Raw genomic sequence first — 23783 nt, forward strand, 5'->3', positions numbered from 1 at the left:
GGCGAAGCCCCTAGCGTGGGATCCATGGCACCTTCCTTCGATCTGATCGGCCTCGTGGTGGCCGACCTGAGCAAGTCACTGGCGTTCTACCGCCGCCTGGGCCTGAACATCCCGGCGAGCGCCGACACCGAGCCGCATGTCGAGGTGGCTCTGCCCGGCGGGCTGCGGCTCGCTTGGGACACCGCTGAGACCGTCCGTTCCTTCGACCCCGGCTGGACGCCACCCAGCGGGAGTCCCCGGATCGGGCTCGCCTTCCGCTGTGACGACCCCGCCGAGGTGGACCGCGTCTACGCCGACCTCGTCGGCGCGGGTTATGAGGGGCACCGGCAACCCTGGGACGCGTTCTGGGGTCAGCGGTACGCGATCGTGCACGACCCGGACGGCAACAGCGTCGAGCTCTTCGCGGCATTGCCCACCACCTGAGCGCCGCCTCCGGCCAGTGCCCCGGCCGCCGGGTCGCGTGGCCGGGGCTCGTGTGCTCGGCGCAGACAATCACACGTGGACGAGGGTGAGCCCACTCACGCTCTGCGATGGCATGCCGGTGCGGTCAGGAGCCGAGAGCGGATCGGGAGCGGGCGCCGAGGCGGGTGCCTCCGAGGTCGGCGCGGTCTCCGGCGGCCCGGCCGCTGGACCAGCCGGACCAGTCCGAGAGCGCCCGCCGCCCCGCCCTGCGAACCTGGGGGAACATCTGCTGGTACACGCGGCTCACCTCGGCCCTGCGGTCGAGCAGCACCAGATCGGTCGACCGGCCGGTGACCGGCTCCGCCTCTTGGGCCGCTCTACGCTCGGCGGCGCGCAGCCGTTCGCAGACCCGGTTCACGTATCCGGCCATCCAGCTCTTGCGATAGCTGATCGTCGTGTGCCCGGGCGGCGCGGCGACCCGCAGCACTCCCGACGCCATCTGGAGGCACAGCGAGGTGAACAGCATCTCAACGAGGGCCAGGTCGGACTCATAGCCGACGACCTGCACCTCCGACACCTGGCCGATCTTGCGGTAGATCGACTGGCAACGCAGCGCGGCCGCCACACCGGCGAGCAGGGTCCGCCGGTCCGGCTGGTAGGGGTTGCCGACCCGGATTGTGACGCACCCGACCTCGTCGGCCACCTTCCCAGCATCCGCCAGCATGGCCTGCTCGATGCCGTAGGCGGCCATGATGCCGCAGGCTCTCTCCAGGTAGATGGCCGCCTCGGTCTCACTGGTGTTGGGATGCTCGGCCACCGCCAGCAGCTTGCGCACCAGTTCGAGCTTGCGCTCGGGGATCTTGGGGATCTCGGTCATCCAGGCCATCCCTTCCATGCGGACCCGACAGCGCCGCCGTCTGACGCCGGTCGGGCGACAGGGCGCCGGCCACCACCGACCGGCGTCAGACGCAACGGTACGGCCTGCCACCGACAGTTACGCATCCGTATCGGACCGTTACGATCGTCGACGGCCGCTCGGGAGCGATCCCCCACTTCGCCTGCCATGTCCTCGCGAAGCCGTTACCCAAATGGTTACGGCTCCCGCATCCACGGGAGCCGTAACCATTTCAACCTCAGCCCGCCACGCGCCGGCCTGCGCGGAACGGGACTCAGACGCACAGCCTCTTCTCCATTCGCCGGGCGGCCAGCCACAGCCCGCCCACGGCCATGACGGCCAGATAGGCGGCATGGCCGAGCAGACCCACCCCAAGGACACCGGTGGACAGGCCGCGTACCAGCTCGACCGCGTGGTAGAGCGGCGTCAGCTGGATCAGGATCTCCACCCCCAGCGGATAGTTCTGCACGGGGGAGAAGGTGCCGGAGAACAGGAACAGCGCGAACTGGCCCGTGGTCATCAGGTCGAAGTCCTGCCAGCCGCGCATGAGCGTGCTGACCCACATGCCGACCGCCCCGAAGGCCAGCCCGACGAGCGCGGTGGCGGGGAAGGCCGCGAGCGCCCAGCCGGGCGTCGTCAGCCGCAGCGCCACCATGACGCACAGGAAGATCCCGGTGTAGAGCGAGCCGCGGATCATCGCCCAGGTGAGCTCGCCGATCGCGACCTCGATCGGCCGCACCGGAGTGGCCAGCACCGCCTCGAACGTCTTCATATACTTCAACTTGAAGAAGAAGTTGAACGTCGTCTCGGCCAGCGCGCCCGACATCGCGGACACCGCCAGCATCGCGGGGGCCACGAACGACGCATACGACATGGTCCGCTCGCCGACCGTCAGGTTACCGACCAGCGCGCCGACTCCGACGCCGATCGACAGCAGGTACAGCAGGGGCTCGAAGAACCCGGACACCAGGACGATCCAGTAGGACGGTCCGGAGCGCAGCGCACCCACATTGCGGCTGATCACGGCGCTCACCCGGCCGGGCGAGACCCGGGACGCCACCAGCGTGGTCATCATCAGTCTTCCAACCTCCGGTGGAACGCCCTGGTGGCCAGGAGAACACCCACGGCCGAGCAGGCGAGCAGATATCCGACATGCGCGGCGACCGGCCAGGCCGGCACCCGCCCGAGCGTGGCCGCCCGGCACAGCTCGACCGCGTGCCACAGTGGCGACGCGTACGCCAAGGGCCGCACCACCGCCGGGAGCTGATCCACGGGGAAGAACACGCCCGCGAACAGCGTCGAGGGGATCACCACGAACCGGAACAGCAGCGCGAAGTAGCTGTCATGGTCGATGCTGGCGGCGAACGCGGTCACCGGCGCGGCCGCCGCCACCGTCAGCAGAGCGCACACGAGCGGGGTGACGAGCGCCCACGGCGAGTGGAGCCCACCGAAAAACACCACGACCAGCAGGAACGCGAGAACGGTCCCCTCGACCCGGAACACCAGGTACAGCAGGTGCCCGCCGACCATGTCGGCCGGCCGTACCGGCGTCGCGCGCATCGCGTGGTAGCCCCGCACCCACTTGAAGTCGCCCAGCACCGAGAAGGTCGACTCGCCGACGGCGATCTGAAAGGCGGTCGAGGCGAGCACGCCCGGCACGATCCACGACAGGTAATCGGCATCTTGAATGGATCCGACATATCGCCCCACACCGATGCCGATGCTGACGAGGAACAGCACCGGAAGGATGAACGACGAGAACACCGACGCCTGCCACAACCGCCGGTAGAGGGTCAGGTGACGCTCCAGCACGGCGACCGTGGGATGCACAGCTCCAGCGGTCATGTCAGTCCACCAGCGTCCGGCCGGTCAGGTGGAGGAACACGTCCTCCAACGTAGAGCGGCGCACGAGCACGCTCGCGGGCACGAGGCCTCGCCGGTGCACCTCGGCCACGGCCGAATCCCCGTCGTCGGCGTAGACGAGCACCCGGTCGGGCAGCGGGTCGACCCGCTCACCCACCCCGTCGAGCTTGGCCGCGTAACCGGCGTTGCCGTCCAGCCCGTCCGGGAAGCGCAGCTCGACCACCTCGGCCGTGGAGTAGGTCTGGATGAGCGAGCGCGGCGACCCCTCGGCGACGATCTTCCCGCCGTCCATGACGACGAGCCGGTCGCACAGCTGCTCGGCCTCGTCCATGTAATGCGTCGTCAGCACCAGCGTCGTCCCGCGCTGCTTCAGCCTGAACAGCCGCTCCCACAGCAGGTGGCGGGCCTGCGGGTCGAGGCCCGTGGTCGGCTCGTCGAGCAGCACCAGGTCGGGCTCGTTCACCATCGCGCGCGCGATGGTCAGGCGCCGCTTCATGCCGCCCGACAGCGGCTCGACCTTCCCGTTGGCGCGATCGGACAGCTGCACGAACTCCAGCAGCTCGTCGGCCCGCTCGCGGCCCTCCGCCCTCGACAGCCCGAAGTAGCGCGCGTAGGTCGTGAGGTTCTCCCGGACAGTCAGGTCGGGATCGAGGTTGTCGAGCTGCGGGCACACCCCCAGCCGGGCCCGGATCGCGGCGCCGTCACGCACCGGATCCATCCCGAGGATCCGCAACTCGCCAGAGGTGGGCGCCGACACGCATCCGATCATCCGCATGGTCGAGGACTTCCCCGCCCCGTTGGGCCCCAGGAAGCCGAACGCCTCCCCGGGCGCCACCTCCAGGTCGATCCCGTCGACGGCGGTGAAGTCTCCGAAGCGTTTGACCAGGCCACGAGCGAAAATCAAAGGTTGGTCAGCCACGTGTCGAGACACTAACGAACGGCCCCGACATTTCCGCAAGCGATTATTCAGCCTGTACGGCCGGCACCCCCTGAGATCGGGCCGCGAGCGGGGCGGCCATAGGCTCGCGAACATGAGCGCCTTTGAGCTGGGCACGGATGGTCCCAAGGTCATCGTCGTCGGCGTCGACGGCTCCGACAACTCGCTCCGCGCCGCCGCCTACGCCTGGGGGCTCGCCCGCCGCCAGGGCTCCGAGGTGATCCTCGTCCACGTCACCGACCCCGGAACGCTCAGCGCCCTGCTGCCCGACGCGTCGGCGTCCGCCATCGCGGCGGGGGAGCAGGTGGCGACCGAGCTGCGCGAACGGATCGCCCAGTTCGCGAAGTCCAGCGCAAGCCCGGTCCGGTACACCTTCCGGACCGAGCACGGCGACGCGTCGGCCGCCCTGGGCCGGGTGGCCGACGAGGTCAGAGCCGACGCCGTGGTCGTGGGCGCCTCCGCACAAGCGGGGCACCGCCTGATCGGCTCGGTCGCGGTCCGCCTCGTCCGCGCCGGCCGCTGGCCCGTCACCGTCGTCCCCTAAGCCGTACGGCCGCGCCGGTCGCACCGAACCGGCCCCACCAAGCTGCCCGCTCCCCGTCGTACGGCACCACCCCCCGTTCCCAGCCCCCCGTTCCCTACGGACGGCTGGCGGGCTCCGCGCGCCCTGAGCCGCTCGAACCGATCCCGCCGACGACTTCTAAAGTCTTGACAATAACTCTTGTCGGTGAAAGGGTTGAAGACATGTTCGAAGTGGCGGTGATCGAGGACCCGGCCGCGGCCGAGGTCTCGCTGGACCCGGTGCGGGCCCGGCTGCTGGCCGAGCTGGCCGAGCCGGCGTCGGCCACGATGCTGGCCGCTAAGGTCGGCCTGGCGCGGCAGAAGGTCAACTACCACCTCAAGACCCTAGAGCAGCACGGGCTCGTCGAGCTGGTGGAGGAGCGCCGCAAGGGCAACGTCACCGAGCGGGTGATGCGCGCCACGGCGGCGTCCTACGTGATCTCGCCGACCGCGCTCGCCGCCGTGGCCCCCGACCCCGGCCACTCACCGGACCATCTGTCGGCGCGCTGGCTGCTCGCCGTGGCCTCCCAGCTCGTCCGCGATGTGGGCGCCCTCATCACCGGCGCGTCCAAGGCCAAGAAGAGAGTCGCGACGTTCGCCCTGGACGGCGAGGTCCGCTTCGCCTCGGCCGCCGATCGCGCCGCCTTCGCCGAGGAACTGGCCAACGCGGTCGCCACGCTGGTCAGCAAATATCACGACGAGACCGCCGAAGGCGGGCGCGACCACCGCGTGATCGTCGCCGTCCACCCGAGCATCACCCACGACACGCCCCAGAACGAAACCAAGGAGTTCTGATATGCCGCACGAGTTCGAAGTCCACGAGGAGATCGTCTTGGAGGCCACGCCCGAGCAGGTGTGGGACGCGATCGCCAAGGGACCGGGAATCGACTCCTGGTTCATGGGACGCAACGAGGTCGATCCCGTCGAGGGCGGCGCGGTCCGGATGACCCTCATGGGCGTCACCAGCGAGTCCACCGTCACCGCCTGGGAGCCGTCCAAGCACCTGGCCTACCGGGGAGTCGAGAACCCCGACGGGACGTTCATGGCGTTCGAATATCTGATCGAGGCCCGCGACGGGGGCAGCACCGTGCTCCGGTTCGTCCACAACGGCTTCCTCGGCGACAACTGGGAAGCGGAGTACGACGCGCTGTCCAAGGGCGACGCCATCTACCTCAAGAAGCTCGCCACGTACCTCAAGCACTTCCCCGGCCGGACCTCGGCGTTCAACCTGTTCCTCCCCGGCCCCCAGCTCACCGACAAGGAGCGCGTCTGGGCGGCGTTCGGGGACGCGCTCGGGCTGACCGGCACGGTCGTCCCAGGGGACAAGGTGCGGCTCACGGTCGAGGGGCTGCCGGTGTCGACCGGGGTCGTGGAGTTCACCGACTCCCGCGAGTTCCTCATCGCCCGCACGACCGACGCCCTGCTCACCCTCGGCCACGGATACCAGGACATGGTCTTCGTGGAGCAGCACACCTTCTCCGCCGACGCGGACGAGAAGGAGATCGAGCAGGCCTGGCAGACCTGGTTCGCCCGCTCCCTCGCCTAACCGCCGCACAACAACACCGCGCAACACCGCGCAACAACCAACCGTCGAGCGGCCATCGCACGCGGCCCCACCGCGCCGGACCCGGACACGTCCGACCAGACCAGACCAGGCCGCCACAGCCGGCCAGGCCGGTCACACCGGACGATGTCCGCCCGTGTCCCGACACGCGGTGCGGCCGCCCACAAACCTCGTTGGCGGGGCTATCAGGACCCCCCCACCAGGCCCCGCCAACGAGCCACTCCCGGCAAAGCCCCGCCACGGCTACGCGACAACCCGCGCATCACCCGAGCCGGGCCCGGCGACCGGGTGACAGTCCGCAGAGCTCGCGACGCCGCCTTACGGCTCCGAGAGCCGCCACCACACCCCGGCGAACCGGATCGGTCCCGTCGGACCCCGCCGAAAACCAGCGAAACCCCGCGCAACCCGCGAAAACGCCGAAGCAGCAAACCCGCGAAAGATCGGCGAGAGATCGGCGAAAAAGCCACCGCAGAGGTTCCGTACGGCCCGGCCGCCCGGCCGTGCGCACTCACACATCGCCCGCGCGCGGCTCACCACCAGGAATCAACCATCATCCGTAGCCCACCATAGGGAGTTCCAAATGACTGCGACGACTCTCGCCGCCGGCCCACGGGCCGGACGACGGGAGTGGATCGGGCTGGCCGTGCTGGCCCTGCCGACCCTGCTGCTGTCCCTGGACGTCAGCGTGCTGTACCTGGCCCTGCCCCACCTCAGCGCAGGCCTCGGAGCCGACTCCACCCAGCAGCTGTGGATCATGGACATCTACTCGTTCATGCTCGCGGGATTCCTCGTGACGATGGGCACGCTGGGGGACCGCATCGGCCGCCGCAAGCTCCTGCTGATCGGCGCGGTCCTGTTCGGCGCCGCCTCGGTGGCGGCCGCCTCCTCCACCAGCCCCGGGATGCTCATCGCCACGCGCGCGCTGCTCGGCATCGCCGGAGCCATGCTTGGCCCCTCGACCATGGCCCTCATCAGAAACATGTTCAAGAACCCGCAGCAGATGGCCATCGGCTTCGCCGTGTGGTTCAGCTGCTTCATGGGCGGCATGACCCTCGGCCCTCTGGTCGGCGGACTGCTCCTGGAGCACTTCTGGTGGGGCTCGGCGTTCCTGCTCGGCGTGCCGTTCATGGTGCTGCTCCTCGTGATCGGCCCGGCGATGCTGCCGGAGTACCGCGACTCCAGCGCCGGCAGGCTCGACCTGACCAGCGTGGCCCTGTCGCTCGCCGCGATCCTGCCGATCATCTACGGCCTGAAGGAGGCCGCCAGGCACGGCTGGCAGGTCATACCCGTCACGGCCATCGTCGCCGGCGTCGTCTTCGGACTGCTGTTCGCCCGGCGGCAGCGCGGGCTGTCCAGCCCGCTGCTCGACCTGCGCCTTTTCACCAACCGCGGTTTCAGCACCTCCCTGGCCATCATGCTGCTCAGCGGGATCGTCATGGCCGGCGCCTCGCTGCTGTCGGCCCTCTACCTGCAGATGGTCGTCGGACTCTCCCCGCTGAAGGCCGGGCTCTGGCTGATCCCGCAGAACGTCGCCATGGTCCTCGGATCCCTGCTGTCCCCGGTCTTCGCCCGCCGCCTCAACCCGGCGTACATCATGGCGATCGGCCTGGCCATCGGCGGCACCGGACTCCTCCTGCTCACCCAGGTCCACAGCGTCGGCGGCATCGGCGTGCTGGTCACCGGGCTCGTCCTCGCCGCCGGAGGCATCGCGCTCCCGATGGCACTGGTGGTCAACCTCATCATCGGGTCCGCGCCTCCGGAGAAGGCCGGATCGGCGGCGTCCATCATGGAGACCGGCGGGGAATTCGGCGTCGCCCTCGGCGTGGCCTCCCTCGGCACCCTCGGCACCGTCATCTACCGCAGCCAGCTCGCCGACACCGTCCCCGCGGGCGTGCCCGCCCACGTGGCCGACATCGCCCGCGAGAGCATCACCGCGGCGGTGACCGCGGCAGCGCAGCTGCCCGGCCAGCTCGGCACCGCCCTGCTCGACGGCGCACGGGCCGCCTTCACCAGCGGCCTGAACGTCGTCGGCGGCGTCGGAGCCGTCGTCTTCATCGGCCTCGTCATCGCGGCGGCCGGGCTCCGCAACAGCAGCCTGCCCGCACAGCCTGCCCCGCCGGCACGCTGATCCGCGACTGGGAATCAGGAGCGGCGTCGCGGGCGGCATCGGGCTGTTCCCGGCGCCGGTTCAGTCGCGGTCCTCTTGCCGCAAAGTGCCGGATCGCTGCGCACTGTCGGATCGCTGCGCACTGCCGGAGAAGTCGAGATTGCGCAGCCCCTCCAGGACGCGGAGCAGTGTGGTCTCGTCAGGGCCGTCGGACCGCCTGCCCGGAGGATTGCGCCGCATCCGCCTCGGCAGCGACGCATGCGGCCCACCGGCGGCGGCCCCAAGTACGCCGGGGCGCCCCAACGACTCCAACGACCCGAGCGGCTCCAAGAAATCCGGCGACTCCAAGAACTCGAGCGAATCGAGGGCGCCGAGGCCCTTGGCGCCAAAGCTGGGCGGCGGTCCCGTAACGGAGTGCGGCGTGCGGGGGAGTGGGACGGCGAGCTCGCACCACACGATCTTCCCCCGGTCAGGAGCCGTGTAGTGTCCCCACTTCGTCGCCAGGCTGCCCACCAGTGTGAGCCCGCGGCCGCCTTCGTCCCATTCCCCGCTCTCGGCGGGAACCGGTTCGCGGTCGCTACCGTCCCACACCTCAATGAACAACCTGCGCGGCCCCGACGACAGGCTCAGCCGCAGCGCCACCATGTGCAGCGTCACGGGGAACATCGACGAGGCGATCGGAACGCTGGACACGGCGTTCGTGGCCTGCACCGCGTTCGTCACCAGCTCCGACGCCAGCAGTTCGGCCGTGTCGACGAGCTGCGGCAGCTCCCATCTGCCGAGCTGGCATCTGACGAAGGCCCTGGCCCGCCTGGGAGCGGTCGCGGCGGAGCCGAACACCTTGTCAGCGGCCCTCCGGTCCTCATGGGAGGGGAAAGGAGAAGTCAGCATCCCCGAGGCAGTCCTCGAACAGCCCGGACCACCCGGACGGCTCGGCCGTACACGACGCGAACGGCTGGTCGGGGAAAGCGCATACCTCCGATCATCCGTCATGACTCGCGGCAAAGTAAGGCGGTTCGCAGCATTCAGATAAGTTTCTTTCCGGAATTACCCGCACGTCACCTACGCGACCGCAGCCCATCGAACACGATGTCGAGCATCCGGCTCCGGACTTCCGGTTCCGCGTGCTCGGCGGCCCGCGACGCGCCGATCAGCAGTGCGATCAGCTCCGCCTCGCCGATGTCCGCGCGTACGGCCCCGGCCCGCTGCGGCCTTCTCAGCGAGCCGGCGAACCCAAGGAACAAGCCAAGGAACCGGCTGGCGACCACACGGGGGACCGTTCAGCGGAGGAGCCCCACGTGGGCGATCTCTAAGCGGACGATCTGGTCGAGTTCGGGCTGAAACGCCTCCTCGACGGCATGGCCGTGCTCCTCGAAGGGAAGCCCTGACCCGCCACTACCTGACAGAGGATGGCAGGAACGCACGCCAAGGTGGGGACATGACGAACCACGCGACAGGCACCTTTGACATCACCGGCTGGAACGAGCTCGCCACGGAGGAGCGGGAAGGCGCGACGGTGGGCCGGGTCCTGATCACCAAGGCGTTCCACGGCGACCTTGAAGGCACCAGCACCACCCAGATCCTGACCGTCGCCACGGCGGCCGGCCCTGTGGCGTACGTCGGCATCGAGCACGTCGACGGCGCCCTCGGCGGCCGAAAGGGCACCTTCGTCTTGCAGCACAGTGCGGGCGGCGGCGACGGCGCCCAGTGGATGCGGTGGCAGATCGTTCCCACATCCGGGACGGGGGAGTTGTCCGGGCTGCGGGGCGAAGGCAGGATCGAGCGCCACGAAGACGGCAGCCACGTCTTCATCCTGGACTACGAACTGCAGGACTCGCCCGAGTGATCGGCCCGACGGCCGCGGCCCGGGGATGATCTGGCGGCACGCCTAACTCGCCTAACGGTGGGTAGCTGTGCCGCATGCTGTCTCCCGCTGATCGACAGGCCGCCGACGACCCGGCCACCGAGCACACGACCACTCCAGATCCGGACGCCGGACCGGCCAAGGGTCCGGCCGACGGGCGACCGGCCACCGCACAGTCGGTGGGTGACCCGGCCGCCGGGCGCCACGCCGAGACCGCGCCCCGCGCGCGGGCCGGCCACGGCAAGGCTCCACGCGTCGCGGTCATCGCCCACCGCAAGAAGTCGCTCGGCGGCGGGCTCGACGAGCTGCGCAAGGTGATCGCGGACCACGAGGTCGGCGACCTGCTGTGGTACGAGGTGCCGAAGAGCAAGAAAGCCCCGAAGAAGGCCCGCGAAGCCCTCAAGAAGGGCGCGGACCTGATCTTCGTGTGGGGCGGCGACGGCTCCGTCCAGCGCTGCGTCGACGCGCTCGCCGGCACCGACGCCACGGTCGCCATCATCCCCGCGGGAACGGCCAACCTCCTCGCCCGCAACCTCGGCATCCCGGAGGACCTGCCCGAGGCCGTACGGATCGGCTTCCAGGGCCGCCGCGCCAAGCTCGACCTCGGCAAAATCAACGGTGAGCATTTCGCCGTCATGGCCGGCGTGGGATTCGACGCCGAGATGATCGCCGACGCCGACCGGGGCCTGAAGGACCGCCTCGGGCGTCTCGCCTACGTCTGGACCGGCCTTCGCCACGTCGGCGGCGCCGTCACGCCCATGAAAATCAAGATCGACGATACAGACTGGTTCGAAGGGGACGCCAGCTGCGTGCTCGTCGGCAACGTCGGCACCATCACCGGCGGTGTCGAGGTCTTCGACGAGGCCCGCCCCGACGACGGCTGGCTGGAGGTCGGGGTCTCCACCGCCGAAGGCCCCATCCAGTGGGCGCGCGCCCTCGGACGCATGAGCGCCGGGCGCGCCGAGGACTCCCCGTTCGTCCGCGTCACCCGGGCCCGCAAGATCTCCGTCAAGCTCGGCACCCCCATGGCGTACGAGCTGGACGGCGGGGCGCGCGGAGAGGTCAAGCGCGTCAAGATCAAGGTCGTGCCGCGCGGCATCACCCTCTGCCTGCCGGACAACCCCGCCGACCAGGGATGACGGCCGCCTGGGGCGGGGGAGTCGGCACGGGCCGAGGGGGGAGGGGAAGCGGTGACACCCGAAATGCCGGGGGAGTACCGACGACGGGACCTCGCCGGCTACCAGTCGCGACGGCGTCCATGCCTGCGGCCAGGCTTTCTCTCGCCGGGTCTAGGTCCAGGCCGAGGGTGGCTTCGGCGTCGCACACGATGACGTTGAGGGCGACATAGAGTTCCTCGCGTTCCTCGGTCTCGATGAACGGCGTTCGACGATCCAGCTTGTTGAAGCCCATGCCGTACTCGCGGCCGATCCGAACCAACCGAGCCGGCCGGTTCTCGTCAAAAGCGCCGCTATGACTGCCTGCCGCGTCTCCTTGTATTGCGCGACAGCCAGCCTGTCTTCAAGGACTGGGCCACTCGCGTCTATCGTTGACGAAGCGCCGATCGGACGGAGCCCCTCTCACGATTACTTGACATAATGTTCCTTATCAAGCATTCAGGTGACACCGCGAACTGGGTTCGGATCGCCAGGAAAGACGCCGTATCACGCACGCGGACGACGGTCGTTCCGAAGGTGCGTCCCGGACGTCCGGAGGCATGGAAGACGGACGCAAGCCGCAAGTGATCACCATTGTGGGGCCACAGGCCGTACGATCACGGCATGTTCGGTGGCCTCGGCGTGACAGAGCTTCTCATCGTTGGATTGGTCGGCCTGATCTTCCTGGGCCTGGTCTTGGTGGTGTTCTTGGCCGCCCGCGCCGGCGCGCGTCCCAGCACGCGGCTCGCCTGGCGCAGCGCGACGCTCCCGCCGCCCGTCTCCGCCGATCTGCAGAACCATGTACGGCATCTCTACGTGGCCGGCAGGAAGATAGAGGCGATCAAGGTCATCCGGGAGGAAACAGGCCTGGGGCTCAAGGAGGCGAAAAGCCTGGCCGAAGCCCTCGCGTCCGGACGGGTCATCCCGACCGCCCCGACCGGCGACCCCGCCCGTCCCGACCTCGCCTCCCGCGCCCGTGAACTCAAGGCCGCGGGCCGTACCGAACAGGCGGTGTTCCTCGTCCGCGGCGAAACCGGAATGGGACAATCCGAAGCTGAAGCATTCATAGACGCCTTATAAGCGCGATACCGGACAGAAGGTGAATTCTGTCCGGTATCGAATTATTGTTCGGCTGATTCACTGAGACGCGACAGGAAACTTGGCCAGAGCTCCGTGACGCAGGCAGGCGAGGAACGGCGGCTCCGTCGTGCCGGGTGCCCGGCGGGGATCCCGGACAGACCGGCGGCGACGTCGGCATGGCCGGCTCCCGCAGGCGTCCGCCGGGCATTGATCACCGGCGGATCGTTATCTACGCTCGCGGTATGGGCATTCCTACCGAACCTATCGGCAGCATCCCCCGACCTCCTGCTCTGCTCGCTGCGCTGGCCGACCACGCTGCAGGCCGCATCGGAGACGACGAGCTGGCCGCGGCCCAGGTCGAGGCGGTCGCTGACACGATTGCGCGGCTCGAGCGGATCGGGTGCCCCGTACTCGTTGACGGCGAGCAGTCCAAACCGAGCTTCGCCACCTACCCGATCGCCGGGCTGGACGGTCTGGCCCCCGATGGTGCCGTCATCCCCTTCGCGGACGGCCACACCCGGCAGCTGCCGCGACTGGTGGCCGGTCCGTTCCGCTACGGGGTGCACGCGGAAACCTACGTGCGGGCCGCCCGGCGCCACACCCGCCTGCCGCTCAAGCAGGCGGTCATCGCCCCGTCGGCGCTGAGCCTGTTGTATCCGGCCGGTGGCATCGAGGACTATCCGCGCAAGGCGTTCATCGAGGACCTGATCGCCGAGGCCGCGGCGGACATCCGCGGCTGCCTGGACGCGGGCGCGCACGTGGTCCAGCTCGACTTCACCGAAGGACGGCTGTCGCTGAAGCTCGATCCCAGCGGCGGGCTGCTGGAAGAGTTCATCGCCCTCAACAACCAGGTGCTCGAGCAGTTCAGCGCGGCGGAGCGTGCACGGATCGGCGTGCACACCTGCCCGGGCGGCGACCGCGACTCCACCCACAGCCTGGACGTCGACTACGCTGATCTGCTGCCCAGGCTCTTCGGCCTGCGGGCGGGTAACTTCTACATCCAGCTCGCCAGCGAGCCCGACCCTGCTCGAGTGCTGGACATCATCGGTGAGAACCTGCCCCCGGAGGCGCGGGTCTTCATCGGCGTCACCGATCCGATCGACCCGCGGATCGAGACGCCCGAGCAGGTACGTGACCGGGTGCTCCAGGCCGCCCGCCATCTCCCCGCCGAGCAGTTGGGCACCTGTGACGACTGCGGGTTCTCCCCTTTCGCCGACGACACCTCCACTTCGCGCGAGATCGCGTTCGCCAAGATCGCGGCCCGCTTGGAGGGCACCGCGCTCGCCGCCGAGGCATTGGACCTCTAACACCTAGGTCGGGTCCCGTGATCCTCAGAACTTCAGGCTGCGCGACGGCTCATGACGAAGTCGGCGGTCATGCGGACCGGCAGGCACAAGGTCTGACCATGCGCCTTGAACAGGGCATCACGGGAGTCGAAATAACCCAGGTCAGCCAGCACATGACTCGACAGATCGCATGACGAGCATGTGACGCCGTCCCAGTCCACAGCGGTTCGGGCAACCGCGTCGAAGAGCGTCTCGCTGCCAGTGTTGGTGAACACACCTCCCGCCCGCAAAGTGTCCAGGCCGCCGTAAAGCTCCGAGACGGCCACCCACTGATCGTCAAGCAGAAACTCCGGCCAGGCGAGTATCACCCGTCGCGGGATCAGCACCCGCAGCCGAGGAAAGCGTGGATACCAGAAACGGCCGTCCACCAGTAATCCCCTGACCCGGCTGGAGATCCCACTCGCCCGTGACACGGCTTCCAAAAGCGCCAACCGCTGGCTGCACGACCCACGCTCCAGGATTAGCGTCCTGGAGATAGGCTGCGTTTCGTTCATGGCGTACGCCGGGCGCACCCTTGCGGCGATGAGCCGATGAGCCGTGATCAGGCGATCCCGGCCCTCCCCTGCACTCATGTCCTCGACTGCGGCCACCAGCGCCAGCACCCGAGGGTGCCTCCAGTCGAGGATAGGCGTGGCCGCCAATCCTCCCTTGACCGTTGCACGGCGGAGGACGGTGGCGCGACGACACCGTGATGGTGAAATCGGGGGCATTCCACAAGCGTACCTTTGGCCTTGATCGACCGAATGACTTCGCCGTGTTCGCCGATGCGAAGAGCCGGTCACGGATTGCTACCGACTCGCCCCGGCCCCGCCATCGTTTTCAAGTGGCCGCTCCCCTGGGCTTCGCGCTCGGGGACGGGGATGCGGCGGGGGTGTGAATGTCGGTGGCTCCCGATACGGTGTTGATCATGCTGCCTGCACAGTTGAACCGCCTCACCGTGGAGGAGGCCGCCGATCGTTACGTGGACCTGGTCCGGGCGAAGACGGTGACGGGGGCCCTCTCCCCCGCGACCGCCGAGGTGTACGCCCGCGACGTCGCCACGTTCGTACGGCTGGCCGGTCCGGGCAGGGTGCTGGACGATCTGACCGGGGAGGACGTCGACGTGGTGCTGCTGGCGTTCGCCCGTAAGCCTGACGAGCGCCGCAAGGAGCCCGGCGGCAGGCCGCAGAGCGCCGCGTCGCAGGCCCGGTTCCGCCGGTCGGTGTCGGCGCTGTTCAAGCATGCGGCGTCGGCCGGCTGGGTGCAGCTGAACCCGATGGCGGCCGCGTCGGTGACCGCCAAGGAACGCGGCGGCCTGCGGGCCGAGCGCCGCGCGCTCACGAAGGAGCAGGCCGAGGGCCTGATCGGGGCCGCCCGCTCCCCCGCCGCCGAGCCTCCCCGCAGGCGGGACCAGCGGACCGACGTTCGCGACGCGCTGATCGTGTTGTTGCTCGCCACGCTCGGGCCGAGGGTGTCGGAGCTGGTCAGGGCCAACGTGGAGGACTTCTACACCAACGACGGGGTCCGCTACTGGCGGATCTTCGGCAAGGGCGGGAAGACGAGGGACGTCCCGCTCCCCCATGATGTGGCCGAGGTGCTCGACGCCTATCTCACGGTGCGGGCGGCGAGCCAGGAGAAGGCGCTGCTGCTGTCGTGGCGTGGCCGCAGGCTCGCCCGCGGCGACGTCCAGGGTGTGATCGACCGGGTGCAGCAGCGGGTCGAGCCCGGGCGGCGGCGCGGCGTCACTCCCCATGGGCTGCGGCACACGACCGCCACGCATCTGCTGGCGGACGGCACGGACATGGACGCGGTGCGCAGGGTCCTCGGGCACAGCGATCTGTCCACCCTGGGCCGTTACCGCGACGAGCTTCCCGGGGAGCTCGAGGTGGCGATGCGGTGGCATCCCCTGCTGCGCGGCAAGGAGGAGCGCCGGGCCACGGGCGGCCGGCCGGCGGAAGGCGGTCCGCCGCAGGAGTGATGCCGGACGTTCCCGTGGCTGTGTCACGGCGTGGGCAGGCCGCCGTGGACCACCTCTCCGCTCGCGATCAGCGCCTCCACGTGCAGCGTCTCGCTGAGGACGACCAGGTCGGCGTCTTTACCGGGCTGGACCGCACCCGTCCGGCCGGAGATGCCGAGCAGGTGGGCGGGTGTGGTGGAGGCCGCGACCGCCGCGTCCACGATGGGAATGCCGATGCGCCGCACTGCGTGCCGTACGGCGGCGTCCATGGTGAGGGTGGAGCCGGCGAGGGTGCCGTCGGAGAGCTTCACGGTTCCGTCGGCGGCGAAAACGGGCACGGGGCCCAGCTGGTAGGCGCCACTGGTCATTCCCGCGGCGGGGGTCGCGTCGGTTACGAACGCGATCCGATCCGGTCCGGCAGCGCCGACGGCGAGCCTGACCGCCTCCTCGTGCACGTGGACACCGTCGTTGATGAGCTCGCAGATGACGTTGTCGTCCGCCAGCGCGGCGCCCGCCGGTCCCGGGTCACGGTGGTGGAAGTGCCGCATGGCGTTGAACAGGTGGGTGGCCAGCCGCGCTCCGGCCGCGAAGGCGTCGCGCGCCTGGCCGTAGCCGGCCTCGGTGTGCCCAACCGCCGCGATCGCCCCCGCCGCGGTGACCTGGCGCAGCAGGTCCATGCCGCCGGGCAGCTCGGGGGCGAGTGTAACCACGCGTACGGTGCCGTCTCCGGCCTCGATCAGGTGCCTCAGCGCCGCCGGGTCCGGATCGAGGAGGTATTCGCTGTGGTGTGACCCCTTCTTCGCGGCGTTGAGGAATGGGCCCTCCAGGTGCACGCCCACGATTCTTCCGCGGCGGTGGTCACCGGAGCGGATGATCCGCGCGATGGTCGCGACCGACGCCGCCATCCGGTCGATCTGGTCGGTGACCAGGCTCGCGAGGGTGCTCGTGGTGCCGTGCCGGCGGTGGAAGGCGACCGCGGTGAGGATCTCCTCCGGGTCGTCGGTGGTGATCTGCGCCCCACCCCCGCCGTGCATGTGCAGGTCGATGAATCCGGGCAGGACGAACCTGCCGCCGAGGTCATGGACGGGGCCGTCGGCTGTGGGAGGCGGATCGCCGCGCCCCACACCGATGATCGTGTCTGCCTCGATGACGATCCAGCCCGGATCCAGCACCCGCCGGGGAGTGACGACGCGTGCGTTCGCGATGACCACCACAGCCCGGACCGTAGCAAAGGGTTCCGCGTTCAGGTTGCGCGGACCGGCCGACGGAAGATGGGTTCTCCCCCGGTGGGAGAGTCCATCCGGGCGTTGATCCACGTTTGATCCACTCGGAGTGCGTACGATCCTGGAATGAAGGTGACCGTGCTGACGGGCGCGGGGATCTCCACCGAGTCCGGCATTCCTGACTATCGGGGGCCGAGCGGGCTGTGGCGCAAGGACCCCGACCACGAGAAACTCGTGACGTACGACTACTACATGAGCGACCCGGAGATCAGGCGGCGCTCGTGGCTGTTCCGCCGGGACAATCCGGCGTGGAAGGCCGAGCCGAACGCGGGTCATCGCGCCCTCGCGGAGCTGGCCGCCGCGGGCGTGGATGTGTGGATCGTCACGCAGAACGTGGACGGCCTGCACCAGCGGGCGGGGTCGCCGCCGGATCGGGTGCTGGAGTTGCACGGGAACATGTTCGGCGCGGTGTGCACGGCGTGCGGGGCGCGGTCGGCGACGCGGGAGGCGATCGACCGGGTCCTGGCGGGAGATGGTGACCCGGCGTGCCTGGCGTGCGGCGGCATCCTGAAGACCGCCACGGTGATGTTCGGTCAGGCTCTCGATCCCGGCGTGCTGGGCGGGGCCGCCGAGGCGGCCGGGGACTGCGAGCTGTTCGTCGTGGTCGGCACGTCGCTCCAGGTGCAGCCCGCCGCGTCGCTCGTGCGGATCGCGGTCGAGGGCGGCGCCCGGCTGATCATCGTGAACGGCGAGCCGACGCCGTACGACGGCCTGGCGGACGAGGTGATCCACGAGCCGATCAGTGAGGCGCTCCCCCGGTTGGCCGCGCGGCTTCAGCCGGCCTGATTGCCGCGTCTTCGGCTTCACGATCAGGGACGGGAAGATCGCCGAGTTTGCCCTGCTCGCGGACCCCCCAGCACCTTGGGCGGCTGGAACTGGTGGTGCTCGACGCTTGACGGTCTCAATCCGGCTTGACCCTCACGTAGCGGGAGGCGGCAGGCTGAGTCGCGGAAGGGAGGGAGACCATGGGCTACTCGGTCGGGCAGGTGGCCGCTTTCGCCGGGGTGACGGTGCGGACGCTGCACCACTACGACGAGATCGGCCTGCTGACGCCCAGCGAGCGGACAGTCGCGGGATACCGGCGTTATACGGAGCCTGACCTCGACCGGCTGCAGCAGGTGCTGTTCTACCGTGAGCTCGGGTTCTCCCTGGAAGAGATCGCCGCCATCCTGGACGAGCCCGGCGCGGGCCCGTTGACGCATCTGCGCCGCCAGCACGAGTTGCTGCGGCAGCGGATCGCCAGGCTCCAGTCGATGGTGGCGGCGGTCGAACTGGCGATGGAGGCACAGACGATGGGGATTTCCCTGACACCGGAGGAGCGGTTCGAGGTGTTCGGCGACTTCGATCCGGATGAGCACGCGCAGGAGGCGGAGGAGCGGTGGGGCGGCAGCGACGCGTTCGAACAGAGCCGCCGTCGTACGGCCGCGTACACGAAGGACGACTGGCTGCGGATCAAGGACGAAGGGGCGGAGGTGATGCGGGGGTTCACCGAGGCGTTCGAGGCGGGGCTCCCCGTGGGGAGCGAGCGGGCGGTGGAAGCGGCCGAGCGGCACCGGGAGCACATCAGCCGGTGGTTCTATGACTGCTCCTACGAGATCCACAAGGGGCTGGGCGACATGTACGTGGCCGACCCCCGGTTCGCGGCCAACTATGAGACGGTCGCCGAGGGGCTGGCGGCGTATGTCCGTGACGCCATCCACGCCAACGCGGACCGCCGCGCCTGAGCCCTTCTGAGGAAGCGCTCGCCGGCGGATCCGGCGAAAGTCGGTCGGCGCCGCGATCTCCGCGCGTCCGGCCGCACGCGGGGTTGGGTGGCGAGCGCGTGCCCGCAGTCATGGTGCGGGCGGCCGGAGTAAGGCTGTGGAGTCAAATGGCTGGGCCTTTTATGCGCGTGAAACGTGGCTGAAACACCCAGTAGCCACGATGGGTTCGTGATCAGGGCCATTCTGTTCGACCTCGACGAGACCCTTTTCGATCATCGCAGGGCGGTGGCGTACGCCGCGACCTGCTGGACCGAGTCGGTCTCCCCGGGCCATCAGCTGCTGATGGAGACCCCGGCGCTCTGGCTCGACCTGGAGCACAAGCACCTGCCCGCCTGGCACGCCGGTGAGTGCTCGTTCGCCGAGCAGCGGCGCAGGCGGCTGCGGGAGTTCTGCGGGCGGCTCGGCCTGCCGAGCCCCGGCGATCTCGACGCGGCCTACGCCGGCTTCCTCGTGCACTACGAGGACGCCTGGGCGGCGTTCCCCGACGCCGCGGAGGTCATCGACGTCCTGGGCGGTACCGGCCTGATTTTGGGCGTGCTCACCAACGGCGTGCCGGTCCAGCAGGAGGCCAAGCTCCGCCGGATCGGGCTGATGGACCGCCTGGAGCCGGTCCTGACGCCCGACTCGCTGGGCGGGAACTTCAAGCCGGCCCCGGAGTGCTACCTCGCGGCGGCGGCCAAGCTGGGCCTGCGGCCGGACGAGGTGCTGCTGGTCGGCGACAACCTCATGCTCGACGCGGTCGGCCCCACCAAGGTCGGGATGCACGGCGTATGGCTGGACCGCTACCGGAGCGAGCCCGCGCCCGAATCCGTCATCAAGATCACCACGCTGTGCGAGCTGCCGGACCTGCTGAGCGCGCTCCAGCGGCAGCCGGCGAACCGCCCGTCCGAAGCCGCGTAATCCTCCCTGCCGGCCCGCCCGGAAGCGCGGGCCGTTCGAACAGCTCGAACAGCTCGTCAGCGTATGGCCCGCGCCAGGGAACGGGACCGGCCGACGTCGGTGAGGACGTCGGCGCTGTCGGCGAACTGGTCCACGGCGCCGGTGACCGGCAAGTCCCCAATCGCCGCGTCGCCGATGGAGGCGATCAGCGCGTCGGCGAAGCGGCGCCCCCCGATGACCTTGAACGGCCGGTCGAAGTACGGCCGGACCGACGGGTCCAGCGGGCCGGTCAGCCGGAGCCGGTTGTGCGTCCCGGCGACCAGCTTGTAGGCCGTGGACAAGTGCAGCTCGCGTTCCCGCCAGTCGTGGCCCCGCATGGCCTGACCCAGGGCCACTCCCAGCTCGGCCGAGCCGCCCAGCCGGCGGAACGCGCTGCCCAGCCACTTGGTGTACGGCGGGTAGCGCCGCCGCATGAGAAGCGACAGCCGCATGAGGTCACGCACCAGACGGCCGGTGGCCAGCAGCGACCCGAGATCGTCCCCCACCTCCCCGGCACGGCCGGGGAAGCTCTCCTCCTGTGCGATGCGAACCCACTGGCAGGCCAGGACGTACCTCCACAGGTCGTCCGGATACCAGCGCAGCCTTTCCCGCGCCGTCTCCAGCTCACGGAGGCCGTCGTGGAAGACCTCGCCACCGGTCACCTCCCCCAGCCGCTGCCAGGGGACGCCGAGCCAGTCACCGACGGTGATCGCGCCGCGCGGGTCGAATCCGAGCTGCTCGTGCGCCCAGCGGCCGAAATCGGCGACGACGACGCCGCACCTCACGGGATCGCGGTCGGAGCCGAAGGCGGTCGGGTAGCCCCGGAACACCGCCGGCAGCCGCGACGACACCCGGGTCGTCAGGTCGCCGACCAGCTCAGGCGGCACGAAGATCAGCGCCCGTGGCCCCCAGTCGTGATCGGCCGACCGTTCGGTGTCGAATCCGAGCACGTCCGAGCCCTGCCCGATCAGCGCCGCATCGTGCGGCACTCCATCGAGCAGCGGTCGCACGACCTCGTGGTAGTAGGAGCGCGATAACTCCAGGCCTGGGACGAAATGGGACATCACCCAGCCACTGTGCCTGGGCACGGCCCCCGAGGCACCTGGTTTTCGTCCCGACAGATCGTCGTCGCCCGAGGCGTCCACCACCTCGGCGACGCGCCTCAGCTCCCTCACCGCCACGACGCGCGGGCCGTACGGCGAGCCGTCACAGGATCGCGCCCGGGGCGTAGGCCGCGGCGTCCGGGAATCGGGCGGAGACCTGGCCGATCCGCTCCACCAGCTCGGCCACCTGGCCGGCCGCGGCGCCGGTGAAGGAAATGCGGTCGGCGAGCAGCGCGTCGAGCTCGGTCCGGCCGAGGGGGAAGCGCGTGTCGGCGGCCAGCCGGTCCAGCAGCTCGTTCGCCGCCCCGCGCGAGCGCATCGCCAGCGCCGACGCGACGGCGTGCTCCTTGATCAGCTCGTGCGCGGTCTCCCGGCCCACCCCGGCCCGGACGGCCGCCATGAGCATCTTGGTAGTGGCGAGGAACGGCAGATACCGGTTGAGCTCGGCCTCGATGACGGCCGGGAACGCGCCGAACTCGTCGAGCACGGTCAGCATGGTCTCGGCGAGGCCGTCGAAGGCGAAGAACGCGTCGGGCAGCGCCACCCGGCGGACGACCGAGCACGACACGTCGCCCTCGTTCCACTGGTCACCGGCCAGCTCCCCGGCCATCGACGCGTACCCGCGCAGGACGACGGTCAGCCCGTTGACGCGCTCGCAGGAGCGGGTGTTCATCTTGTGCGGCATCGCCGACGAGCCGACCTGGCCCTCCTTGAAGCCCTCGGTGACGAGCTCGTGCCCGGCCATCAGGCGGATGGTCTTGGCCAGCGACGACGGCGCCGCGGCGAGCTGCACCAAAGCGGTGAGCACGTCGTAGTCGAGCGAACGCGGGTAGACCTGCCCCACGCTGGTGAAACGCCGCGTGAAGCCGAGATGCGCCGCGACCCGGTCCTCCAGGTCCGCCAGCCGCTCGGCGGACCCCAGCAGGTCGAGCATGTCCTGCGCGGTGCCGACCGGTCCCTTGACGCCGCGCAGCGGGTAGCGCTCCAGCAGGTCCTCGAGCCGTCCGAACGCAACCAGCAGCTCGTCGGCGGCGGTCGCGAAGCGCTTGCCCAGCGTGGTGGCCTGGGCGGCGACGTTGTGCGACCGCCCCGCCATCACCGTCGAGGAGTGCTCGGCCGCCAGCCGCCCAAGCCGGGCCAGCAGCGCCACGACCCGGCCGCGGACCAGCAGGAGGCTGTCGCGGATCTGCAGCTGCTCGACGTTCTCGGTGAGGTCGCGCGAGGTCATGCCCTTGTGGACGTGCTCGTGCCCGGCCAGGGCGTTGAACTCCTCGATCCGGGCCTTCACGTCGTGCCGGGTGACCCGCTCACGCTCGGCGATCGAGGCGAGGTCGACCTGATCGACGGCCTTCTCGTAGTCGGCGACCACCTGCTCCGGCACGTCGATCCCGAGGTCGGCCTGGGCCTTCAGCACCGCCAGCCAAAGTCGGCGCTCCAGCACGACCTTGTGCTCGGGAGACCACAGGCGGGCCAGCTCCGCCGACGCGTAGCGGGTGGCCAGGACATTCGGGATACGCGGCTTCGCACTCACGTTGCCTCATCCTATTGAGCCCTGCCACTCGTTGAGCCCCCGCCATCCTGAGCGCGCGTCACCCCTTTCCGTGATTACTCATAGTAGTTGTGGAAATACACTGAGCAATCGCCATCTAGGGGGGACCATCATGAGCGGACAGAACGACAAGCAGATCGCGGAAGCGCTCCGGGCCGCGCCACCCATCATCCTGGCTCCCGGCCCCAAGGAGCCCCCCACCCAGATCCCACCACCACCCAACGATGTGTGGGCTCTCCCCGGCGGCACCGCCTGGGTGTACTACGGGGAGGGCAACCACGGCCTGACCGAGCCCGTGATCATGGCGGACGGCTTCAACACCGGGCCCAGCACCCCGGAGTTCTCCTGGAACGTCCTGCAGTTCAGCGGACACCCATTCATCGGCGAACTGCGCCAGCGCCGCAAGGACGTCATCCTGCTCGGTTTCACCGAACGCAGCGCATCGATTCTGGACAACGCGGAGACCGCCATCGCGGCGATCCACGAAGCGATCGCGCGGCGGATGGGCGACCACCCGCTCACGGTCGGCGGCTTCAGCATGGGCGGCCTGGTCACCCGGTACGCCCTGGCCAAGCTGGAGACCCAGAGGATGGACCACCAGACGCGGCTGTACTTCTCCTACGACAGCCCACACCGCGGCGCGTGGATTCCCATCGCCCTGCAGGCGTTCGCGCACTACATCCGCAGGCTCGACAGCCGGTTCTCCGACCAGATCAACAGCCCGGCCTCGCGCCAGCTGCTGTGGCAGCACATCGCGGAGTGGAAGGACGCGCCCGCCACCGCCAGGGAGCGGGTCGAGTTCCTCGCAGCGCTGGAGCGCGTCGGCGGCTGGCCGCGCATCCCCCGGCTGATCGGCGTCGCCAACGGCGTCGGCTCGGGCGAGGGCAACGGCATCAAGCCCGGCCAGACCGCCGTGCGCGGTACGGGCCTGGCCATCACCGGCACCGACCTGCGCACCCAGCCGACGGGCAACGACTCCCTGGTCGCCACCCTGCGTGTCGTGACCCTGCAGCGGCCGGAGATCCACGCTCCGGGCCTGCCCGACATCGACGGCGCCCCCGGCGGCGCGCTGGAGGGCTTCGGCATCCTCGCCGACGAGCTCAACAAGCTCACCCACCTCGGCCTGGCCGTCGACAACCCGATCCGCTCGCACTGCTTCGTCCCCGCGGTCAGCGCCGTCGCCGTCCGCGACATCGCCACCCACGACGATCTGTACGTCGACATCGACAGCCTCTCTCCCGATGACAGCGAACTGGACGACTTCAAGCTCGCGTCCAAGAACGAGGGGCACACCACGATCACCGAGGAGCTCTGCTCCTGGATCATCGACCAGCTTCCGTCGTAGCCCGGCAGCTCACACACATGTGGAGGTCGGGACCCCGGGGGATCGGGGTCCCGGCAGCGGGCCGGCCAGCCCCGCCGAAGCCGCTTCCGAGACGCGTTTCTTCTCCGGCGCCT

24 protein-coding genes are annotated in these 23783 nt (G+C 69.7%); 14 read left to right on the forward strand and 10 right to left on the reverse strand.

Features of this window, described 5'->3' with window-relative positions:
- The first annotated feature begins 24 nt into the window (after window positions 1–24).
- A complete protein-coding gene (locus tag ABH927_RS01395; RefSeq protein ID WP_370017559.1) occupies window positions 25–423 on the forward strand; it encodes a VOC family protein in 399 nt (132 codons plus the stop codon).
- A gap of 124 nt (window positions 424–547) precedes the next feature.
- Here ABH927_RS01395 and ABH927_RS01400 read toward each other — a convergent pair whose 3' ends face one another.
- The 4 genes from ABH927_RS01400 to ABH927_RS01415 form a co-directional block, all read right to left on the reverse strand.
- Complete coding sequence (locus tag ABH927_RS01400; protein ID WP_370017560.1) at window positions 548–1279, reverse strand: DUF2786 domain-containing protein; 732 nt, start codon at window positions 1277–1279, stop codon at window positions 548–550.
- A gap of 292 nt (window positions 1280–1571) precedes the next feature.
- Window positions 1572–2372 carry an ABC transporter permease gene (locus tag ABH927_RS01405; RefSeq protein ID WP_370017561.1) on the reverse strand — a complete coding sequence of 267 codons (801 nt, stop codon included), beginning with the start codon at window positions 2370–2372 and terminating at the stop codon, window positions 1572–1574.
- Window positions 2372–3142, reverse strand: coding sequence for an ABC transporter permease (locus ABH927_RS01410; protein ID WP_370017562.1), 771 nt, complete (start codon window positions 3140–3142; stop codon window positions 2372–2374). The genes ABH927_RS01405 and ABH927_RS01410 overlap by 1 nt, the downstream gene beginning before the upstream one ends.
- 1 nt (window position 3143) lies before the next feature.
- A complete protein-coding gene (locus ABH927_RS01415; RefSeq protein WP_370017563.1) occupies window positions 3144–4079 on the reverse strand; it encodes an ABC transporter ATP-binding protein in 936 nt (311 codons plus the stop codon).
- A 112-nt stretch (window positions 4080–4191) separates the two neighbouring features.
- Here ABH927_RS01415 and ABH927_RS01420 point away from each other — a divergent pair, with 112 nt between their 5' ends.
- From ABH927_RS01420 to ABH927_RS01435, 4 genes are all read left to right on the forward strand, one after another.
- Entirely contained in the window at window positions 4192–4641 is a 450-nt protein-coding gene (locus ABH927_RS01420; RefSeq protein ID WP_370017564.1) for a universal stress protein, read from the forward strand.
- 200 nt (window positions 4642–4841) lie between these two features.
- Window positions 4842–5453, forward strand: coding sequence for a helix-turn-helix domain-containing protein (locus ABH927_RS01425; protein ID WP_370017565.1), 612 nt, complete (start codon window positions 4842–4844; stop codon window positions 5451–5453).
- A gap of 1 nt (window position 5454) precedes the next feature.
- Complete coding sequence (locus ABH927_RS01430) at window positions 5455–6204, forward strand: SRPBCC domain-containing protein (protein ID WP_370017566.1); 750 nt, start codon at window positions 5455–5457, stop codon at window positions 6202–6204.
- Window positions 6205–6802: 598 nt separating this feature from the next.
- The gene (locus ABH927_RS01435; RefSeq protein ID WP_370017567.1) at window positions 6803–8350 is read left to right on the forward strand and encodes an MFS transporter; all 1548 of its coding nucleotides are present in this window, start codon (window positions 6803–6805) and stop codon (window positions 8348–8350) included.
- A 60-nt stretch (window positions 8351–8410) separates the two neighbouring features.
- Here ABH927_RS01435 and ABH927_RS01440 read toward each other — a convergent pair whose 3' ends face one another.
- Complete coding sequence (locus ABH927_RS01440; protein ID WP_370017568.1) at window positions 8411–9220, reverse strand: ATP-binding protein; 810 nt, start codon at window positions 9218–9220, stop codon at window positions 8411–8413.
- A gap of 167 nt (window positions 9221–9387) precedes the next feature.
- A complete protein-coding gene (locus tag ABH927_RS01445) occupies window positions 9388–9573 on the reverse strand; it encodes a hypothetical protein (RefSeq protein ID WP_370017569.1) in 186 nt (61 codons plus the stop codon).
- 194 nt (window positions 9574–9767) lie between these two features.
- Here ABH927_RS01445 and ABH927_RS01450 point away from each other — a divergent pair, with 194 nt between their 5' ends.
- The 4 genes from ABH927_RS01450 (at window position 9768) to ABH927_RS01465 (ending at window position 13734) form a co-directional block, all read left to right on the forward strand.
- The gene (locus ABH927_RS01450; RefSeq protein ID WP_370017570.1) at window positions 9768–10175 is read left to right on the forward strand and encodes a DUF3224 domain-containing protein; all 408 of its coding nucleotides are present in this window, start codon (window positions 9768–9770) and stop codon (window positions 10173–10175) included.
- Between the two features lie 74 nt (window positions 10176–10249).
- A complete protein-coding gene (locus ABH927_RS01455; RefSeq protein ID WP_370017571.1) occupies window positions 10250–11332 on the forward strand; it encodes a diacylglycerol kinase family protein in 1083 nt (360 codons plus the stop codon).
- Between the two features lie 639 nt (window positions 11333–11971).
- The gene (locus ABH927_RS01460; RefSeq protein WP_370017572.1) at window positions 11972–12427 is read left to right on the forward strand and encodes a ribosomal protein L7/L12; all 456 of its coding nucleotides are present in this window, start codon (window positions 11972–11974) and stop codon (window positions 12425–12427) included.
- Between the two features lie 242 nt (window positions 12428–12669).
- Window positions 12670–13734 (forward strand): cobalamin-independent methionine synthase II family protein, encoded by a 1065-nt coding sequence (locus ABH927_RS01465; protein ID WP_370017573.1) that lies wholly within the window; start codon window positions 12670–12672, stop codon window positions 13732–13734.
- 32 nt (window positions 13735–13766) lie between these two features.
- On the opposite strand, the gene ABH927_RS01470 is transcribed toward ABH927_RS01465, so the two are convergent.
- Window positions 13767–14375, reverse strand: a complete 609-nt coding sequence (locus tag ABH927_RS01470) for a transglutaminase domain-containing protein (RefSeq protein WP_370017574.1) — start codon at window positions 14373–14375, stop codon at window positions 13767–13769.
- Between the two features lie 305 nt (window positions 14376–14680).
- Here ABH927_RS01470 and ABH927_RS01475 point away from each other — a divergent pair, with 305 nt between their 5' ends.
- Window positions 14681–15730, forward strand: a complete 1050-nt coding sequence (locus tag ABH927_RS01475) for a tyrosine-type recombinase/integrase (protein ID WP_370017575.1) — start codon at window positions 14681–14683, stop codon at window positions 15728–15730.
- 23 nt (window positions 15731–15753) lie between these two features.
- On the opposite strand, the gene nagA is transcribed toward ABH927_RS01475, so the two are convergent.
- A complete protein-coding gene (gene nagA / locus ABH927_RS01480) occupies window positions 15754–16923 on the reverse strand; it encodes an N-acetylglucosamine-6-phosphate deacetylase (protein ID WP_370017576.1) in 1170 nt (389 codons plus the stop codon).
- Between the two features lie 135 nt (window positions 16924–17058).
- Between nagA and ABH927_RS01485 the strand changes: the two genes are divergently transcribed.
- From ABH927_RS01485 to ABH927_RS01495, 3 genes are all read left to right on the forward strand, one after another.
- Window positions 17059–17778 (forward strand): NAD-dependent deacetylase, encoded by a 720-nt coding sequence (locus ABH927_RS01485; protein ID WP_370017577.1) that lies wholly within the window; start codon window positions 17059–17061, stop codon window positions 17776–17778.
- A 179-nt stretch (window positions 17779–17957) separates the two neighbouring features.
- A complete protein-coding gene (locus tag ABH927_RS01490) occupies window positions 17958–18716 on the forward strand; it encodes a MerR family transcriptional regulator (RefSeq protein WP_370017578.1) in 759 nt (252 codons plus the stop codon).
- Between the two features lie 207 nt (window positions 18717–18923).
- Window positions 18924–19655, forward strand: coding sequence for an HAD family hydrolase (locus tag ABH927_RS01495; RefSeq protein WP_370017579.1), 732 nt, complete (start codon window positions 18924–18926; stop codon window positions 19653–19655).
- A 56-nt stretch (window positions 19656–19711) separates the two neighbouring features.
- Here the strand turns inward: ABH927_RS01495 and ABH927_RS01500 are convergent, their stop codons facing one another.
- Both ABH927_RS01500 and purB read right to left on the reverse strand, forming a co-directional pair.
- Window positions 19712–20848, reverse strand: a complete 1137-nt coding sequence (locus ABH927_RS01500; RefSeq protein ID WP_370017580.1) for a DUF4037 domain-containing protein — start codon at window positions 20846–20848, stop codon at window positions 19712–19714.
- 31 nt (window positions 20849–20879) lie between these two features.
- Window positions 20880–22307 carry an adenylosuccinate lyase gene (gene purB, locus ABH927_RS01505; RefSeq protein ID WP_370017581.1) on the reverse strand — a complete coding sequence of 476 codons (1428 nt, stop codon included), beginning with the start codon at window positions 22305–22307 and terminating at the stop codon, window positions 20880–20882.
- 130 nt (window positions 22308–22437) lie between these two features.
- Here purB and ABH927_RS01510 point away from each other — a divergent pair, with 130 nt between their 5' ends.
- Complete coding sequence (locus ABH927_RS01510; protein ID WP_370017582.1) at window positions 22438–23670, forward strand: hypothetical protein; 1233 nt, start codon at window positions 22438–22440, stop codon at window positions 23668–23670.
- The last annotated feature ends 113 nt before the right edge of the window (window positions 23671–23783 follow it).

Source organism: Planotetraspora sp. GP83, assembly GCF_041262585.1.
Lineage (GTDB): Bacteria > Actinomycetota > Actinomycetes > Streptosporangiales > Streptosporangiaceae > JAOEGB01.

Excerpts from the sequence above, each read along its gene's own strand:
- ABH927_RS01395 (WP_370017559.1), top strand. The coding sequence starts at position 25 with ATGGCACCTTCCTTCGATCTGATCGGCCTCGTGGTGGCCGACCTGAGC.
- ABH927_RS01400 (WP_370017560.1), bottom strand. The coding sequence starts at position 1,279 with ATGACCGAGATCCCCAAGATCCCCGAGCGCAAGCTCGAACTGGTGCGC.
- ABH927_RS01405 (WP_370017561.1), bottom strand. The coding sequence starts at position 2,372 with ATGATGACCACGCTGGTGGCGTCCCGGGTCTCGCCCGGCCGGGTGAGC.
- ABH927_RS01410 (WP_370017562.1), bottom strand. The coding sequence starts at position 3,142 with ATGACCGCTGGAGCTGTGCATCCCACGGTCGCCGTGCTGGAGCGTCAC.
- ABH927_RS01420 (WP_370017564.1), top strand. The coding sequence starts at position 4,192 with ATGAGCGCCTTTGAGCTGGGCACGGATGGTCCCAAGGTCATCGTCGTC.
- ABH927_RS01425 (WP_370017565.1), top strand. The coding sequence starts at position 4,842 with ATGTTCGAAGTGGCGGTGATCGAGGACCCGGCCGCGGCCGAGGTCTCG.
- ABH927_RS01430 (WP_370017566.1), top strand. The coding sequence starts at position 5,455 with ATGCCGCACGAGTTCGAAGTCCACGAGGAGATCGTCTTGGAGGCCACG.
- ABH927_RS01435 (WP_370017567.1), top strand. The coding sequence starts at position 6,803 with ATGACTGCGACGACTCTCGCCGCCGGCCCACGGGCCGGACGACGGGAG.
- ABH927_RS01440 (WP_370017568.1), bottom strand. The coding sequence starts at position 9,220 with ATGCTGACTTCTCCTTTCCCCTCCCATGAGGACCGGAGGGCCGCTGAC.
- ABH927_RS01450 (WP_370017570.1), top strand. The coding sequence starts at position 9,768 with ATGACGAACCACGCGACAGGCACCTTTGACATCACCGGCTGGAACGAG.
- ABH927_RS01455 (WP_370017571.1), top strand. The coding sequence starts at position 10,250 with ATGCTGTCTCCCGCTGATCGACAGGCCGCCGACGACCCGGCCACCGAG.
- ABH927_RS01460 (WP_370017572.1), top strand. The coding sequence starts at position 11,972 with ATGTTCGGTGGCCTCGGCGTGACAGAGCTTCTCATCGTTGGATTGGTC.
- ABH927_RS01465 (WP_370017573.1), top strand. The coding sequence starts at position 12,670 with ATGGGCATTCCTACCGAACCTATCGGCAGCATCCCCCGACCTCCTGCT.
- ABH927_RS01475 (WP_370017575.1), top strand. The coding sequence starts at position 14,681 with ATGCTGCCTGCACAGTTGAACCGCCTCACCGTGGAGGAGGCCGCCGAT.
- ABH927_RS01485 (WP_370017577.1), top strand. The coding sequence starts at position 17,059 with ATGAAGGTGACCGTGCTGACGGGCGCGGGGATCTCCACCGAGTCCGGC.
- ABH927_RS01490 (WP_370017578.1), top strand. The coding sequence starts at position 17,958 with ATGGGCTACTCGGTCGGGCAGGTGGCCGCTTTCGCCGGGGTGACGGTG.
- ABH927_RS01510 (WP_370017582.1), top strand. The coding sequence starts at position 22,438 with ATGAGCGGACAGAACGACAAGCAGATCGCGGAAGCGCTCCGGGCCGCG.